This window comes from Pseudooceanicola pacificus (genome assembly GCF_009789075.1).
In the GTDB taxonomy this organism is placed as follows: Bacteria; Pseudomonadota; Alphaproteobacteria; order Rhodobacterales; family Rhodobacteraceae; genus Pseudooceanicola; species Pseudooceanicola pacificus.
Window position 1 is genome coordinate 111,524 of sequence record NZ_WNXQ01000006.1, and the last position, 15,226, is coordinate 126,749.

Annotated in this window: 18 protein-coding genes; 9 read left to right on the forward strand and 9 right to left on the reverse strand. The window is 68.9% G+C overall.

The window, feature by feature from the left end; all coding sequences use genetic code 11:
- Positions 1-21: 21 nt before the first annotated feature.
- From GLS40_RS11985 to GLS40_RS12005, 5 genes are read left to right on the forward strand one after another with little or no spacing between them, the layout of a single operon-like run.
- Complete coding sequence (locus tag GLS40_RS11985) at positions 22-2,133, forward strand: acetate--CoA ligase family protein (RefSeq protein WP_160382965.1); 2,112 nt, start codon at positions 22-24, stop codon at positions 2,131-2,133.
- Positions 2,126-2,527 carry a hypothetical protein gene (locus GLS40_RS11990; protein ID WP_160382966.1) on the forward strand — a complete coding sequence of 134 codons (402 nt, stop codon included), beginning with the start codon at positions 2,126-2,128 and terminating at the stop codon, positions 2,525-2,527. Before GLS40_RS11985 ends, GLS40_RS11990 begins: the two co-directional genes overlap by 8 nt.
- A 10-nt stretch (positions 2,528-2,537) precedes the next feature.
- A complete protein-coding gene (locus GLS40_RS11995; RefSeq protein WP_160382967.1) occupies positions 2,538-2,912 on the forward strand; it encodes a MaoC family dehydratase in 375 nt (124 codons plus the stop codon).
- Positions 2,909-4,048 (forward strand): thiolase family protein, encoded by a 1,140-nt coding sequence (locus tag GLS40_RS12000; protein ID WP_160382968.1) that lies wholly within the window; start codon positions 2,909-2,911, stop codon positions 4,046-4,048. The genes GLS40_RS11995 and GLS40_RS12000 overlap by 4 nt, the downstream gene beginning before the upstream one ends.
- The gene (locus tag GLS40_RS12005) at positions 4,045-4,377 is read left to right on the forward strand and encodes a Zn-ribbon domain-containing OB-fold protein (protein WP_160382969.1); all 333 of its coding nucleotides are present in this window, start codon (positions 4,045-4,047) and stop codon (positions 4,375-4,377) included. Before GLS40_RS12000 ends, GLS40_RS12005 begins: the two co-directional genes overlap by 4 nt.
- 17 nt (positions 4,378-4,394) lie before the next feature.
- On the opposite strand, the gene GLS40_RS12010 is transcribed toward GLS40_RS12005, so the two are convergent.
- Positions 4,395-5,009 (reverse strand): pyridoxamine 5'-phosphate oxidase family protein, encoded by a 615-nt coding sequence (locus GLS40_RS12010; protein WP_160382970.1) that lies wholly within the window; start codon positions 5,007-5,009, stop codon positions 4,395-4,397.
- 77 nt (positions 5,010-5,086) lie between these two features.
- Positions 5,087-6,295: a M20/M25/M40 family metallo-hydrolase gene (locus tag GLS40_RS12015; protein ID WP_160382971.1), complete on the reverse strand. Its 1,209-nt coding sequence runs from the start codon at positions 6,293-6,295 to the stop codon at positions 5,087-5,089.
- A gap of 410 nt (positions 6,296-6,705) precedes the next feature.
- Here GLS40_RS12015 and GLS40_RS12020 point away from each other — a divergent pair, with 410 nt between their 5' ends.
- The 4 genes from GLS40_RS12020 (at position 6,706) to GLS40_RS12035 (ending at position 9,389) form a co-directional block, all read left to right on the forward strand.
- Positions 6,706-7,593, forward strand: a complete 888-nt coding sequence (locus GLS40_RS12020; RefSeq protein WP_160382972.1) for a viral aspartic protease — start codon at positions 6,706-6,708, stop codon at positions 7,591-7,593.
- 14 nt (positions 7,594-7,607) lie between these two features.
- Positions 7,608-8,639: a hypothetical protein gene (locus GLS40_RS12025; RefSeq protein WP_160382973.1), complete on the forward strand. Its 1,032-nt coding sequence runs from the start codon at positions 7,608-7,610 to the stop codon at positions 8,637-8,639.
- Between the two features lie 77 nt (positions 8,640-8,716).
- Complete coding sequence (locus GLS40_RS12030; RefSeq protein ID WP_160382974.1) at positions 8,717-8,962, forward strand: type II toxin-antitoxin system Phd/YefM family antitoxin; 246 nt, start codon at positions 8,717-8,719, stop codon at positions 8,960-8,962.
- A gap of 16 nt (positions 8,963-8,978) precedes the next feature.
- Entirely contained in the window at positions 8,979-9,389 is a 411-nt protein-coding gene (locus GLS40_RS12035) for a type II toxin-antitoxin system VapC family toxin (RefSeq protein WP_160382975.1), read from the forward strand.
- Positions 9,390-9,442: 53 nt separating this feature from the next.
- Here GLS40_RS12035 and GLS40_RS12040 read toward each other — a convergent pair whose 3' ends face one another.
- The 7 genes from GLS40_RS12040 to GLS40_RS12070 form a co-directional block, all read right to left on the reverse strand.
- Positions 9,443-10,129, reverse strand: coding sequence for an ABC transporter ATP-binding protein (locus GLS40_RS12040; RefSeq protein WP_160382976.1), 687 nt, complete (start codon positions 10,127-10,129; stop codon positions 9,443-9,445).
- Positions 10,126-10,875, reverse strand: a complete 750-nt coding sequence (locus tag GLS40_RS12045) for an ABC transporter ATP-binding protein (RefSeq protein ID WP_160382977.1) — start codon at positions 10,873-10,875, stop codon at positions 10,126-10,128. Before GLS40_RS12045 ends, GLS40_RS12040 begins: the two co-directional genes overlap by 4 nt.
- A complete protein-coding gene (locus GLS40_RS12050; protein ID WP_160382978.1) occupies positions 10,868-11,851 on the reverse strand; it encodes a branched-chain amino acid ABC transporter permease in 984 nt (327 codons plus the stop codon). Before GLS40_RS12050 ends, GLS40_RS12045 begins: the two co-directional genes overlap by 8 nt.
- Positions 11,848-12,768 (reverse strand): branched-chain amino acid ABC transporter permease, encoded by a 921-nt coding sequence (locus GLS40_RS12055; RefSeq protein ID WP_160382979.1) that lies wholly within the window; start codon positions 12,766-12,768, stop codon positions 11,848-11,850. Before GLS40_RS12055 ends, GLS40_RS12050 begins: the two co-directional genes overlap by 4 nt.
- A 78-nt stretch (positions 12,769-12,846) precedes the next feature.
- On the reverse strand, positions 12,847-13,980 hold the full coding sequence (locus GLS40_RS12060; RefSeq protein WP_160382980.1) for an ABC transporter substrate-binding protein: 1,134 nt from the start codon (positions 13,978-13,980) through the stop codon (positions 12,847-12,849).
- 36 nt (positions 13,981-14,016) lie between these two features.
- A complete protein-coding gene (locus GLS40_RS12065) occupies positions 14,017-14,253 on the reverse strand; it encodes an Lrp/AsnC ligand binding domain-containing protein (protein ID WP_160382981.1) in 237 nt (78 codons plus the stop codon).
- A gap of 126 nt (positions 14,254-14,379) precedes the next feature.
- Positions 14,380-15,102 (reverse strand): glutathione S-transferase family protein, encoded by a 723-nt coding sequence (locus GLS40_RS12070; RefSeq protein ID WP_202076108.1) that lies wholly within the window; start codon positions 15,100-15,102, stop codon positions 14,380-14,382.
- Positions 15,103-15,226 lie beyond the last annotated feature (124 nt).

Genomic DNA, 15,226 nt, shown 5'->3' on the forward strand with positions numbered 1-15,226 from the left:
GCCGCACCGGGGGAGGACGACATGACGGATCACGGACCCACGGGGCTGGGGGCCTTTTTCGCGCCACGCTCAATCGCGGTGATCGGCGCTTCGAACGATCCCGGGCGGATCGGCGGGCGGCCGGTGGATTTCTGCAAGGCCGCCGGGTTCGCCGGGCCGATCTACCCGGTCAACCCGACGCGGGACGAGGTGCAGGGCCTGAAGGCCTGGCCGGATATCGAGTCGATTCCGGGCGAGGTGGACCTTGCCGTGATGGCCGTGCCCTCGGCCCGCGCCGCCGAAACGCTGGAGGCCTGCGGGCGCAAGGGCGTCAGGGCGGTGGTGGTCTTCTCGGCCGGATTTTCCGAGGTCGGCGCGGAGGGTGCCGCCGAACAGGCCCGCCTGCTGGAGATCGCGCGGCGCCACGGCATGCGGATGCTGGGGCCGAACTGCCTGGGGTTCTACTCTGCCGCCTCGGGCGCCTGCGCCACCTTTTCGACCGGGCTGGAAGGCGGGATGCCGCGGCCTGGCCGGATCGGCCTGATCACCCAGTCGGGCGCCTATGGCACGCATCTTCTGTCGATGGCCAAGGCACGCCGCCTGGGTGTCGCGGGCTGGGTGTCGACCGGGAACGAGGCCGACGTCTCGGTCGCCGACTGCCTTGATCACATGGTCAATTCCGACGAGGTCGGCGCCATCGGCCTCTATATGGAGGGGGTCAATGACGTCGAAACCCTGATCCGGGCGCTTAAGCGCGCGCGTGAGCTGCGCAAGCCGGTGACCATCATGAAGGTCGGCGCGTCCGAGGTCGGCGCCAGGGCCGTGCAGTCGCACACCGCCTCGCTGGCCGGGTCCGACGCCAGTTTCCAGGCGGTGATCGAACAGTTCGGCGCGGTGCGCGCCCGCACCACCGAAGAGCTGTTCGACTGTCTCTATGCCGCCACGACCGGGCCGATGCCGACCGGCGACAAGCTGGGGATCCTGACCGTTTCGGGCGGTGCCGGGGTGCTGATGGCCGATGCCGCCGAAGCGTTCGGCCTGCAGGTGCCGCCGATGCCCGATGCTTCGGTTGCGAAACTGCTGGAGCGCAATCCCTTTGCCGCGCCCCGCAACCCGGTCGACATCACCGCCCATGCGCTGAACGATTTCGACCTGATCCCGGAATATCTGGCCGAGATGATGCGCGCGGGCGGCTACGATGCCTATGCCGCCTTCTTTACCTCATGGACCGGCTCGCCGGTTCTGGGGCCGCGCCTGCGCAAGGTTCTGCTGGAGACGCTCAAGGGCAGCGACCGGCCCTTTGCGCTGATCGGGCTCTTCGACGAAGAGCAGGCGGTGTCTTATGAAACCGAGGGCGTGCTGACCTTTGCCGACCCCTCGCGCGCGGTGCAGTCGCTGGCCACGATGGCCCGGCTGGCGCGCGGGTTCGATGCGGCCGCGGCGCAGGGAGAGTTGCCCGATGTGGGCGATCCCGTCATTGCCGCGACCGGGATGGGCGAGGCCGCCGCCAAGGCGCGGCTGGCACAGGCCGGCATCCCCGCGCTGCCCGAAGAGGTCGCGCCCACGGCCGCAGATGCCGCGCGCATCGCCGGCGGCATGGGCTTTCCGGTTGTGCTGAAAATCGTGTCGCCGCAGATCGCCCACAAGACCGAGGTCGGCGGCGTGGCCCTGAACCTGCCCGACGCCGCATCGGTCGAAGCCGAGGCCGCGCGGATGCTGCGCGACATTCCCGCCAAGGTGCCCGGCGCGGTGATCGAGGGGGTCCTGGTCTCGTCCATGGCGGGCGAGGGGGTCGAGCTGATCGTCGGCACCCATCGCGACCCGAGCATGGGGCCGATGGTCATGGTCGGCCTTGGCGGCATCCTGGCCGAGGTGTTGAAGGACGTCGCCCTGGCCCGCGCCCCGGTGACGGTGGCCGAGGCGCTGGCGATGCTGTCCCGCCTGCGTGGCGCCCCCCTGCTGGACGGGGTCCGCGGGCGGCCGGGCGTGGACAAGCACGCGGTGGCCGAGGTCATCGCGCGGCTGTCGGTGCTTGCCGCCGCCAATGCCGGGACGATCGAAAGCATCGAGATCAACCCGCTGCTGGCACGCCCTGACGGGGCGGTTGCGCTGGACGCGCTGATCCTGCCGGTGAAGGGAGCGGACAATGGCTGACAACGACGAGATCTGGACATTCGCCCGGTTCGCCCCGGGCCAGGATTTCGGGACCGTCACGGTGCCGCTGGATGGCACGCGCCTTGACGGCTGGCAGGCGATCTATGGCCCGGTTGCCGGGGACATCGCGCCTGACGGTCTGATCGTCGCCGGGATGATGGAGGCCTATATCCGCGCCATCCAGCCCCGCCCCAAGGGCAATGTGCATGCGGCGCAGAAACTGGCCTTTGCCCCCGATGCGGTGGCCCGCAAGGGCGATACCGTCAGCTATCGCGTCGCCGTTGCCGCCAAGGAAGAGCGCAAGGGCCGCAACTGGGTCACCTTTGCGGTCCGGGCCGAGCTGGACGGGGCAGAGCTGCTTTCGGGCGAAATCGTCTCGATATGGGCGGCGTGAGGAGGGGATGATGACAGAGCTTCCGCAAGAGATCGCCCCGCTGACCATCGCCACCGGCCCTGAGGCCGCGCGGGCCTATGCCGCGCTGACGCAGGACTGGAATCCCATCCACCTGGACCCCGGATTTGCCGCCGCCACGCCCTTTGGCAGGCCGATCGCGCATGGCACCATGGCCCTGAACCTGCTGGTCGAGGCCGTGTCGCGCGCCGGGATGCGGGTTGTCGATCTCGACATCCGCTTCAGCGCGCCGACCTATGTGGGGCAGTCGCTGAGCACCCGGGCGGTGCGGGGCGAGGGCGCGGATTACGCGGTTTCGGTGCTGGCGGACGGCGAGTCGGTGGTGCTGAAAGGCCGGGCAACGCTCGCCGCGCGGGCCGCGCCGTGACCTGGCTGCGGGCCGCCCACGCCACGCCCTTCGGCCGGCTTGAGGGCTCGGACCCCCTGTCGCTGATGTCAGAGGCCGCGACCCGGGTTCTGGCGGAATCGGGTCTGGAACGGCACGATATCGACGGTCTGATCTGCGGCTATGCCACGACCCTGCCGCATCTGATGCTCGCCACCCTCTTTGCCGAAACCTTTGGCCTGTCGCCGCGCTATGCCCACGGCATGCAGATGGGGGGCGCGACCGGGGCGGGGATGATCCACCTGGCGCGGATCCTCGTCGCCTCGGGCACCTGCCGCAACGTGCTGGTCGTGGGCGGCGAGAACCGCCTGACCGGGCAGAGCCGCGACACCTCGGTCCAGACCCTGGCGCAGGTCGGTCATGCGCGTGGCGAGGTCCCCGCCGGCGCGACGATCCCGGCCTATTACGCCCTCGCCGCCGCCCGCTACCTGCATGACACCGGCGCGACACAGGAGGACCTTGCCGCGCTGGCCGTGCTGATGCGCGCCAATGCCGCCCGCACCCCGGGGGCGCAGCTGACCGCGCCGCTGAGCGTGGCGGATGTCATGGCCTCGCGCCCGATCTCTGAGCCGCTGAAACTGCTCGACTGTTGCCCGATCTCGGATGGCGGGGCGGCGGTGCTGGTCTCGGCCGAGCGGGGCGAGGGGCCTGCCGTCCGCATCGCCGGAGCCGGGCAGGCGCATACCCATCAGCACATCTCCGAAGCGCCCGACGATCTGGCCCTGGGCGCCCGGCAGTCCGTCGCGCGGGCCTATGGCGAGGCGGGGATCGGCCCGGACGATGTGGGTTATCTGGCGATCTACGACAGCTTCACCGTGACCCTCGCCATGCTGCTGGAGGCGGTTGGACTCTCGGCCCCGGGCCGCGCGGGGCGCGACGGCGCGGCGGGACGGTTCGACGCGGGCGGGGCACTGCCGCTGAACACCCACGGCGGGCTGCTGTCCTATGGGCATTGCGGGGTCGCAGGGGCGATGGCGCATGTGGCCGAGGCGCTGACCCAGATGACCGGGCGCGCGGGGGCGCGCCAGATCGCCGGGCAGCCGGCGCACGGGCTGGTGCACGGGGATGGCGGGGTGCTGTCCTCGCATGTCTCGCTGGTGCTGGAGAGGGTGTCATGAGCGCGATCCGATATCAGGAATGCCGCGCCTGCGGCGACCGCTGGGCCCTGCCGCGCGGGCTCTGCCGCCGCTGCGGATCGGATGATCTGGCCTGGCAGGACAGCGGCGGGGCGGGCCGGGTCTATTCCCTGACCACGCAGCATCGCGCGCCGTCACGGGATTTCCCGGTTGCCCCGCCCTGGCGCATCGGACTGGTCGACCTGGACGAAGGGCCGCGCGTGATGTGCCACCTGGACGAGGCCGCAGCCATCGGCAGCCGGGTCCGGGGCGGGATGCGCGAATTCGCCGGGGCGCAGGTCCCGTGGTTCGCGGTGGCGGAAGAGGGATAGGGCCTGCGAGCGGGCCCTTACCACATCGACTTGCTGTAGGAGTCCGACAGGCGCTCGTCGATCTCCTGCGCGGTCTCGGCAAGCGCGATCTGGTCGCGCAGCATCTGCCCCAGGGTCGGCATCCGGCCCCGCTCGGGCCAGGTTTCGGGCTTCCACAGGCCCGAGCGCATGTAGGCCTTGGCGCAATGCATGTAGACCTCGCGCACCTCGATCACCAGCGCGCTGAGGGCGGGGCGGCCGTTCATCGCCAGCTGTTCGCACAGGCCCGCATCGGTGGTGATCCGGCCCAGCCCGTTGATGCGCAGCGTCTCGTTCATGCCGGGGATCATGTAGAGCAGCCCGACCGCCGGATTGCGGACGATGTTTTCCAGCGTGTCGAGGCGGCGGTTCCCGGGCCGGTCGGGGATGGCGATGGTGCGATCGTCGAGCACGGCGGTAAAGCCGGGGCCGTCGCCACGCGGGGTGACGTCGCCCATGCCGCCCGGCGCCTGGGTGCCCACGGCGGCAAAGGGCGAGAGCGACAGGAAATGCCGGGCGTGGGGGTCCAGCCGGTCCATCTGCTTGAGCACGGCATTGCCGGAGGCGGCGCCGTAGAGCGCGCGCAGATCGTCGAGACTGTCGATGAAGTCCATTTTGCCCTCGCGATGCAGTGCCGGGGTGATACGGGTCGAACTATGCACAATTGCGGGGGATTGGCGAGGGGGGCGCCTCAGTCCTCCATCCCGGCGGCGGCGAGGATCGCGGCGAGAATGGCATAGATGCCGCGCAACGACAGCTCGGGCTCGACGTCGATCCATTCGTCCAGCGAATGCGCCCGGCCCCCGGTGCCGCCGGATCCGATGCGCACGGCGGGGATCCCGAGGCTGATCGGGATATTGGCATCGGTCGAAGAGGCGTCGAACCGTGGGGTGAAGCCAAATGCGGCCACCGCCTCGGCCGCCGAGGCGACAAAGGGCGACCCGTCGGCGTTGCGTCCCGCCGGGCGGTTGCCGATACGTTCGGCATGGGCGGTGATCTTGCCGTTCTCGGCATTGCCGCGCCGGTTCTCGGCCTCGACGGCGGTGGAGATCATCTGGTGAAAGGCCGCGTCGATGCGGTCCAGCTCTGCCTGCGAGACCGAGCGCAGGTCGACCTCCAGCCAGACCTCGTTGGGGATCGCGTTGATCGAGGTGCCGCCGCCCAGGGTCGCCGCGGCATAGGTCGTCTTGGGCTCTGCCGGCACGTCGAGCTGGGACAGCCCGGTCACCACGGCGGCCAGCGCATGCATCGGGTTCACCGTGCCAAAGGCCATGTAGCTGTGCCCGCCCGGCCCGGAAAAGGTCACGCGGTAGCGGTAAGAGCCGACGGCCTCGCTTGTCAGCGCATCGCTTTCCAGCCCGTCCACGGTAAAGAACCCCTCGACCCGCTCGCGATATGCGCCCTCGGTCAGCAGGTGGCGGATGCCGCGCAGGTCGCCCTTGCCCTCTTCGCCCACATCCCCGACGAAAAGGATATCGCTGCGGGTGCGCAGCCCGGCGGCCCGGATCGACCGGATCAGCGACAGGTTCACCGCCAACGCGCGGGTGTCGTCGCCCACGCCCGGGGCCATCAGCCGCGTGCCCTCGCGCCGGACCGTGACATCGGTCCCTTCGGGAAAGACGGTATCGAGATGCGCTGCCACCACGATGATCCCGCCATTGCCGGATCCGGGCATCAGCCCGGTGACATTGCCGATCCCGTCAAGCTGCACATCTTCCAGCCCCGCGTCGCGCATCATGTCGAGATAGGCCGCCGCGCGCCGCTCTTCGGCAAAGGGCGGGGCGGGGATCTCGGTCAGGGTGATGATCTCGCCGACCATGCGGTCGTGATCCGCCCGCAGCAGGTCCTGCGCCTTGCGAAAGGCGGGATGGTCCAGGATTTCGGACATCGTGCTGGTCATGGTCGGTTTCCCCCGGGGCTTGCGTCAGTTCGTCCGATGTGTGGCACGCCGGGCGGGGATCTGCCAGACCAGCCGATCGCGGGGCAGGCTCTGCAGGCCGGCTTGCCGGGGACGCACCTGGCCCATGTCGCGGCTGGCAGGACCCGCGCAATCCCGCCCCGTTGCCGGTCTGGGCCTGATCTGGCGCAGCGGCCAGCGGGATCCGGGCGTGTTTCGCCCCGGGCTGGCCGAACGGGTCGCCGGAGGGCCGGTGTTGCGGGAGGTGAATCCAGGGTCACTGAGGCAGGTTTGCGCCACCCGCAAAAGTTGTATCGCCTGATGCGACTTTCTGCGCGACCTGACGGCGGACACAGGATATTCCCGGCGTGACACGGCGGCGTACTGCGCGCCGCGACTGCCCGGGAAATTTCATGTCTGCCACCTCGATCCGCCAGACCGGCTGCGCCATCGCACTCCTTGCCCTCCTCGCCGCCTGTTCCGGCGGCGGCGGCGGTGGCGGGGGGATGACCACCGCCCCGATGACCCCGGCGCCGGTGCCGGTTGGCACCACGATCACGACGCCGGGCGTTGCGGATTACGTCACGGATCACAACGGTTTCACCCGGGCGCGCATCTCGTCCTCGACACCGGCGGACATGGCGATCCTGCAGCAGTTCGACGATGCCAACCCGGCCAATCCCGCCGGCTATCGCAACCTCATCGCCCTGACCGAAAAGCGCTACACCGACAACATGCAGCTCGAGGTCATCGCCGAGGTCGCCAGCGCCGCCGGCGGGGGCGAACAGGTGGTGCGGGTCCTGCGGTTGACCGCCGATCAGGCGCCGTTCAAAAATCTGGACAGCAACAACAACCTGATCGCGAAGGGAGAGTTCTTCTTTCGTGGCAGCGCCGAGGTCTATGCCATGGTCGATGGCGGCGCCCTGCAGCGCGGCATCGGCGACCTGGAAAACATGGTCGTGAACTTCGACACGCAGACCGTTTCGATCAACCTGCGCACGCCGTTCAATCCCGCTGCCGGATCCGGCATCGAGACCGAGATGGTGGCCGCGAACATCCCGCTGAACGTCGTCACCGGCAGCTTTGGCGGCCCGGTCGCGCTGCAGACACGCTCGGCGACGACGGGCGAGGTGCTGACCTCGACCGGGACCCTGCGCGGCAACCTCAACGGGGACGAGGCCGGGCTGTCGCGCCTGGTCGAGAACATGACCACCTCGGGCCTGTTCAGCGTGGGCCAGACAGGTGAGCGGATGACGGCGCAAGGCATCTTCTGGGGCAGCCAGCTCAACTACGGCCAGTGAGCGGGACGGGCGCCTTGCTGGTCCGGCTGCTGCTGTGCTGCGCGCTGGCCTGGCCCGCGCAGGCCGTGGCGCAGGGGTTGCAGGACAAGGCGCAGCTGGTCGCCTCGGAACGGCTGCGGGCCTATACGCTGGCGCGCGGGCTGACCCACGGTCAGGGCGCCTTTGGCGCGGTGCGCGAGCTGAAATCGCTGCTGCAGCGGCAGGGGCATTACCTTGAACCCGGGCATCCGGCGCTGATCTACCGCGATCAGGCGCTCTATCCGCAGATCGCCCATGTGCCCAACATGAACGGCGGGTTCGAGAACCGTGAACTGGAACTGGGCGGCCTGCTGTTCCGCCTGCGTGACGATTACGCCGCCCGGGGCGGGGTGGCCCTTGGCCTGACCTATGCCGGGCAGGCGCGGCTTGGCTGGTCGCCCGGCCGCTATGTCGAGGCGCGCCTGCAACTGGGTGCCCTGCACGCCCCGGGGCCCGACCTCACGCGCACCGACGCGCGGGTCGAGATCTGCGCGCGCAATCACATCGCCGGGTGGACCTTTGCCGATCTCTGCGCCTCGCAGGACCGGCTCTGGCAGGAGCTGGGCGAGGGCCGGCGAAACGGGCTGGAACTGGGGCTGCATCATCTGTTCGAAACGCCCGGTCGGTTCCACGAATTCAGTGCCTATTTCGGCCGGACGGGCGAGGATTTCCCCGACCGCAGCCATATCGCCTTTGGGCTCGACACCGCCTGGTCGCGCACCGCGACCCGCATTTCCCTGCGCGTGCAGGAGCCGGGGCCGCGCCAGTTCGGGTCCGACCTGACCCTGGCGGGCGACATCCGCTGGCTGGCGGGGCGGCGTGTCGTCGGGCTGGGGCTGCAGGCCTCGCAATCGCCCGAGTCGGGCTTTTTCGGGGTGCGGCGGCAGGACATCGGCTTTGGTGTCACCGGGCTGGTCGAACTGCGCGACAACGTGGTGCTGACGGCGGGCTATGCGCATATCGAGTCCACGATCGACTTCTTCGACAGTCAGAGCCTGCAGGTCAACATCTCCTTCGACCTGAACTAGGGCGGTGCGGCTGCGCCTGATCTTGACGCCTTGCAGCTAGACAGCTATCTAGCCAGTTAGCGGAACGGAGCCAGCCCATGTGGACCCTGCAAGATGCCAAGAACCGGTTCAGCGCGGTGGTCGACGCCGCCCTGGCCGGCACGCCGCAAGAGGTGACACGCCGTGGCAAGCCCGCTGTGGTTGTCCTGTCGGCCGAGGAATATCACCGCCTGCTGGAAAGCGCCGTGCAGCGGCGCGAAAGCTTTGCCGCCCATCTGCTGGCCTTTCCCGGCGGGACAGAGCCGGAACGCGCCCGGGTCCGACCCCGCGACGTCGATCTGTGATCTGCCTGGTCGATCCATGATCTACCTGCTCGACACCAATGTGATTTCGGCCGCGCGCCGCCCGGACCGCGCGCCGCAGGTCGCCGCCTGGCTGCGCGGGCGGGACGAGGCCGAGCTGTACCTGTCGGTCATTACCCTGGGCGAGATCGAGCGCGGCATCCGTCAGCAGGACCGCGTGAACCCTGCCTTTGCCGCCGACCTGCGCGCCTGGCTGGATCGCACGGTGCGGCTGTTTTCGGACCGGCTGCTGCCCTTCGGGGCCGAGGACGCGCGGATCTGGGGACGGCTGAGCCAGAGCATCGGGCATGACGGGGCCGACCTGATGATCGCGGCAACCGCCCTGCATCACGGAGCGGTGGTGGTGACCGGCAATGTCGAGGATTTCCGCCCGACCGGGGTGGTGATCGAGAACCCGTTTTTGGGCTGACCGGGCCGCGCTGCCGGGTGCGCCATCGACACCAAACCGCAGAACAGGGTCGATCAGACGCCCACGTAGCGCGCGGTGATCTCGGGCGTCAGACTGTCCATCGGTCCTTGCCAGACGGTGCGCCCCCGCTCCAGCATGCAGGCCCGGTCACAGACCTGCGACAGCTCGCGCAGGGATTTGTCGATCAGCAGGATCGCAAGGCCGCCGTCCTGTTTCAGCCGGGTGATGGCGCGCCAGATCTCTTGCCGGACGATGGGGGCCAGCCCCTCGGTCGCCTCGTCCAGGATCAGCAGGCGGGGGTTCGTCATCAGCGCGCGGCCGATGGCCAGCATCTGTTGTTCGCCGCCCGACAGCGACCCGGCCCGCTGGCCGCGCCGCTCGCCCAGCCTGGGAAACAGCGCCGCGACCGCCGCCATATCCCAGGGCCCGCGCCGGGCGGCGGCGGTCAGGTTCTCGGCCACGGTCAGGTCACGGAAACAGCGCCGCCCCTCGGGCACCAGCCCGATGCCAAGCCGCGCGGCGCGGTGGCTGGGCAGGCGCGACAGGTCATGCCCGGCAAAGGTCAAAGTGCCCTGCGCGGGCAGCATCCGGCAGATCGTCTTGACCGTGGTGCTTTTGCCCATGCCGTTGCGGCCCATCAGGCCGACGACCTCGCCCGCGCCGACAGTCAGGTCGACACCGAAGAGCGCGGGGCTGGCCCCGTAAGCGGCCGTGACACCCGAAAGGGCCAGCAGCGTCATGGCGCATCCCCCAGATAGGCCTCGCGCACGCGGGGGTCGGCGCGCACCTCCTCCACCGTGCCGGTCATGACGACCTGCCCGTAGACCAGCACGCTGATCCGGTCGGCCAGGGCAAAGACCGCGTCCATGTCGTGTTCGACCAGCAGGACCGGCGCGTCGGCCTTGAGCTCGGCCAGCAGGGCGGTCAGCTGCTGCGAGCCCGCGCTGCCCAGCCCGGCCATCGGTTCGTCCATGACGAAGGCGCGAGGCGACAGGGTCAGCGCCACGGCGACCTCCAGCTGGCGGCGCTGGCCGTGGCTCAGCTCGGCCGTGCGGACGGCGGCGACATCGCCCAGCCCGACCCGCTCCAGCGCCTGTTCGGCAAGGGTGCGCGGACCGGCGTCGCGCAGGGCGGGGCGCAGGAAGCCCCAGGGCCGGCCCGCCGCGCCGAGCGCCCCCAGCAGGGCGTTCTGCAGGACCGTATCCTCCATCGCCAGCGACGAGATCTGGAAGGTGCGCGCCAGACCCATGCGGGCCCGCGCCCGCACCGGCAGCGCGGTCACATCCGCGCCAAGGAAGCGGATCCGCCCGGCATCCGGGGACAACCCGCCGCAGATCTGCTGGATCAGTGTCGATTTCCCGGCCCCGTTCGGCCCGATGATGGCGTGGATCTCGCCCGGCCGCAGGTCGAGCGTCACGCCGTCCGTCGCCCGTAATGCGCCAAAGCTCTTGCACAGCCCTTCGACCGAAAGCACCGGGTCAGTCATGCACCGCCCCCCGCCCGGCAAAGATGCCGACCAGCCCGCCGCGCCCGAACAGCACGATGAACAGCAGCAGAACGCCCAGCCACACGTGCCAGTAGGCGGTGATCCCGCCCAGCAGATGTTCCAGCGCGACAAAGAGGCAGGCCCCGGCCACCGGGCCGAAGAGGCGCCCGACGCCGCCGATGATGACAAAGACCATGATCTCGCCCGAGAGCTGCCAGCTGAACATCGTCGGACTGACGAAGCGGTTCAGATCGGCAAAGAGCGCCCCGGCCAGCCCGGTGACGGCACCCGAGATCACCAGCGCCACCAGCTTCAGCCGCACGGGATCCAGCCCCACGGTTTCGACCCGCTGCGGCGCCTGCCGCGCGGCGTTCAGCGCCAGCCCGAAGCGCGAGCGCGCCAGCCGCGCGTTGAACCACAGCACGACCAGCAGCCAGGCAAGGCAGAGACCGTAGAACTGGATCGGGATCAGCGTATTCAGCCCGGGAAAGCCGTTGCGGACATAGATCGCCATGCCGTCCTCGCCGCCATAGGCGGGCCAGGAAATGGCGAAATAATAGAACATCTGCCCAAAGGCGAGGGTGATCATGATGAAATAGACCCCCGTCGTGCGCAGCGCCAGCAGCCCGATCAGCAGCGCGGCGAGGGCCGAGACCAGAATGGCGACCAGCCAGATCACCGGCATCAGCTTGGTGCCCGGGATCGTCACCGGCCAGTCCGTCAGCGGGGTGTAGCTCTGCGCATGAAAGGCGAGGATGCCCATGGCATAGCCGCCGATGCCGAAGAAGACCGCATGCCCCAGGCTGACCAGCCCGCCGAGGCCAAGCGCGATGTTCAGCCCGGTGGCGGCAAGGGCGAAGATCACCGCGCGGGTGGCCAGGGTGATGGTGAAGGTCTCGCCCGTCAGCTGCGCCCAGGCGGGCACGGCCACCAGCAGCGCCAGGGCGGCGAGGTTGAAGGCGCGTTCGCGGCTCATGCCCTGGCCCCGTAAAGGCCGGTGGGTTTCCAGACCAGGATCGCGGCCATCAGCACGTAGATCGACATCGAGGCAAGGGCCGCGCCGATGGTGGTCGCGCTGCTCGGATCGGTGAAGAGCTTGAACAGTTCGGGCAGGAAGATGCCGCCCAGCGTGTCGGTCAGCCCGACCAGCAGGGCGCCAACCAGCGCGCCGCGGATCGAGCCTATGCCGCCGATGACGATGACCACGAAGGCGAGGATCAGCACCGGCTCGCCCATGCCGACCTGCACCGACTGGATCGCGCCCACCAGCGCGCCGGCCAGCCCCGCCAGCCCCGCACCAAGGGCAAAGACCACGGTATAGAGCCTGGAAATGTCGACGCCGAGGGCCGCGATCATCTCGCGGTCGTTCTCGCCCGCGCGGATGCGCACGCCCAGCCGGGTGCGCGAAATCAGCAGCCAGAGGCCAAGCGCCACGGCCAGCCCGACACCGATCAGGGCGAGGCGGTAGGCGGGATAGAGGATGCCGCCGGGCAGCTCCACCGGGCCGGAGAGCCAAGGCGGGATGTCGAGGAACAGCGGGAAGGACCCGAAGATCCAGCGCGTGCCTTCGGAAAAGATCAGGATCAGGGCAAAGGTCGCCAGCACCTGGTCGAGGTGGTCCTTGTCGTAGAGCCTGCGGATGACAACCGTTTCCACCACCGCCCCCGCCAGCGCCGCCGCCGCCAGCGCCGCGGCCAGCGCCAGCAGGAAGGAGCCGGTTGCCGCCGCCACCGCCGCCGCGGCAAAGGCGCCAACCATGTAGAGCGAGCCATGCGCCAGGTTGATCAGCCCCATGACGCCAAAGATCAGCGTCAGCCCGGCGGCCATGAGGAACAGCATCACCCCCGATTGCAGGCCGTTCAGGACCTGTTCGGCTATCAGGATCGCGGACATGATGTCAGGAAACGGGGCCGGCGAGGGCCCGGCGCAGGGCCGGGCCACCGGATGTCGTCACGAAACCGCCGCGCAGGCTCACATCTTGCACTGGTCGACGTATTCGTTCGCGCGGTCGGTCATCGCGGTGCCGACGATCTTGTTGGTGAAGACGTCGCCTTCCTGCACCACCTCGCGGACATAGATGTCCTGGATCGGATGGCGGTTCGGCGCAAAGGAGAACTTGCCCCGGACGCTGTCGAAATCGGCCTCCATCAGGGCGGCACCAAATGCGGCATCGTCATTCACATCGGCCTTGTCGATGGCCGAAAGCAGCAGGTTCGCGGTGTCATAGCCCTGCGCGGCATAGATCGAGGGCAGGCGGTCGTATCTGGCGCTGAAGGCTTCGACAAAGGCGGCGTTGGCCGGGGTGTCGATGTCCTTGGACCAGCTCGACGTGTTCTTGACCCCAAGCGCCGCGGCGCCGATAGCCTGCAGGATGCCCTGGTCGAACGAGAAGGCGGGACCCACCACCGGGATTTCCAGCCCGCTGTCGGCATATTGCTTGAGGAAGGAAATCCCCATCCCGCCGGGCAGGAAGAAGAACACCGTATCGGCGCCCGAGGCGCGGATCTGCGCGATCTCGGCGGCATAATCCGTCTGGCCCAGCTGGGTATAGACCTCGCCCGCCAGATCGCCCTCGAAGAAGCGCTTGAAGCCGGTCAGGCTGTCCTTGCCCGCCGGATAGTTGGGCGCGAGGATGAAGGCGGTCTTGTACCCGGCCGAGGTGGCATAGGCGCCGGCGGCCTCGTGCAGGTTGTCGTTCTGGTAGCTGACCGAGAAGTAATTCGGATTGCAGCCCGGCCCGGCCAGCTGCGCAGGCGCGGCATTGGTCGACAGGTAGAACAGGCCCTGACCCACGGCCGAGGGCACGACGGCCATCGCGAGGTTCGACCAGACGATGCCGGTCAGCACGTCGACCTTGTCGGACTGGATCATCTTGTCGGCGATCTGCACCGCCACGTCGGGTTTCTGCTGGTCGTCCTCGACGATCACCTCGACATCGTCGCGCCCCGCCTGCTCGATCGCCAGCATGAAGCCGTCGCGGGTGTCGATGCCCAGCCCGGCGCCGCCGCCCGAAAGCGTGGTGATGAGGCCGACCTTGACCTCGGCCTGAACGGGTGCGGCCAGAGCGGCCACCACGGTGGCCAGTGCCATCGCCTTGAATCTCATGTCTTGTCCCTTTTCCTGTCGTCTTGGCCCGTGTCCTCAGAACGCCTTGAAGGTCAGCGTGGTCAGCGACCGTTCGATGCCCTCGATCTGATGCACGGTTTCGTTGATGTATTTCCCGATGTCCTCGCCATCCTCGATGTAGATCTTCATCAGCAGGTCATAGTCGCCGCTGGTGGAATACAGTTCGGAATGGATTTCCTGCAGCGCGATGTCGCGGGCCACCTTGTAGGCTGTGCCCGGCCTGCAGCGGATTTGCACAAAAACGCATTGCATCGGTGGTCTCCCTTGGTTGCGCCGCGCCGGTGGTCCGGCATCCGGGCAGCGACGATAGTGCTGGTCCGGCGCGGGGGCGCAAGGGGGCAGGGGAATTTTCTTGGCCCGCGACCCGGTGCGGCAGGGTCAGACGAAGGGGGCGAAATCGGCCCGGGCAAAGGCGGGCCGCGCGGTGAGCGCCTGCCACCAGGCGGCGACCTTGGGCCGGGCGGAGGGAGAGAGCGCCTCGGGTGCGATCTCTTCGTCGATGCGGCGGACGAAGGGCGCGGTGGCGATATCGGCCAGCCCGTAGCGCCCGCCGATCAGCCCGTCGCCCCGGATCATCCCCTCCATTCGGTCGAGCATGACCAGCAGGTTGGCGCGGGCCTCGTCCAGCTCGGCCTCGGTATAGGGCTCCCTGGCGGCGCGGCGCCAGGCCTCCTTGCGCTCGGCGCTCGGGACCTTGGCGATCATCGCCTGGAATTCGGCCTCGGTCATCTGCGCAGCGCGCTGCGCCAGGCCGTGGCGCCAGTTGAACTTGATCAGGTTGCCGATCAGCCCGTCGACATAGCGGATCCAGTTGCGCATCAGGGCCAGGTCATAGGCATCGCGCGGGCGCAAAGGCGGATCGGGGAAGACGGCGTCGAGATATTCGCACATGGTCCCGCTTTCGTGCAGCGGGCGGCCGTCATGGATCATGCAGGGCACGACGCCCATCGGGTTGATCTTCAGATAGGCTTCGGAATGCTGTTCCTGCCGCGACAGGTCGATCACCCGCGCGTCGTAGGCCAGGCCCTTTTCCTCGAGGCACAGGCGCACCCGGCGCGAGGCGCTGGATTTCGGCGAGTGGTAGAGGACGATCCCAGTCATGGCGGGTTTCCCGTGGCGGCATCCGGTTGGCGCGACGGTATCGGCGGGGTGCCACGGCGCGCAAGGCGGCGGTGGCGCGGGGGCGGGCGATAATACATACGGGAATTGCGCGACCCCCGGCTTG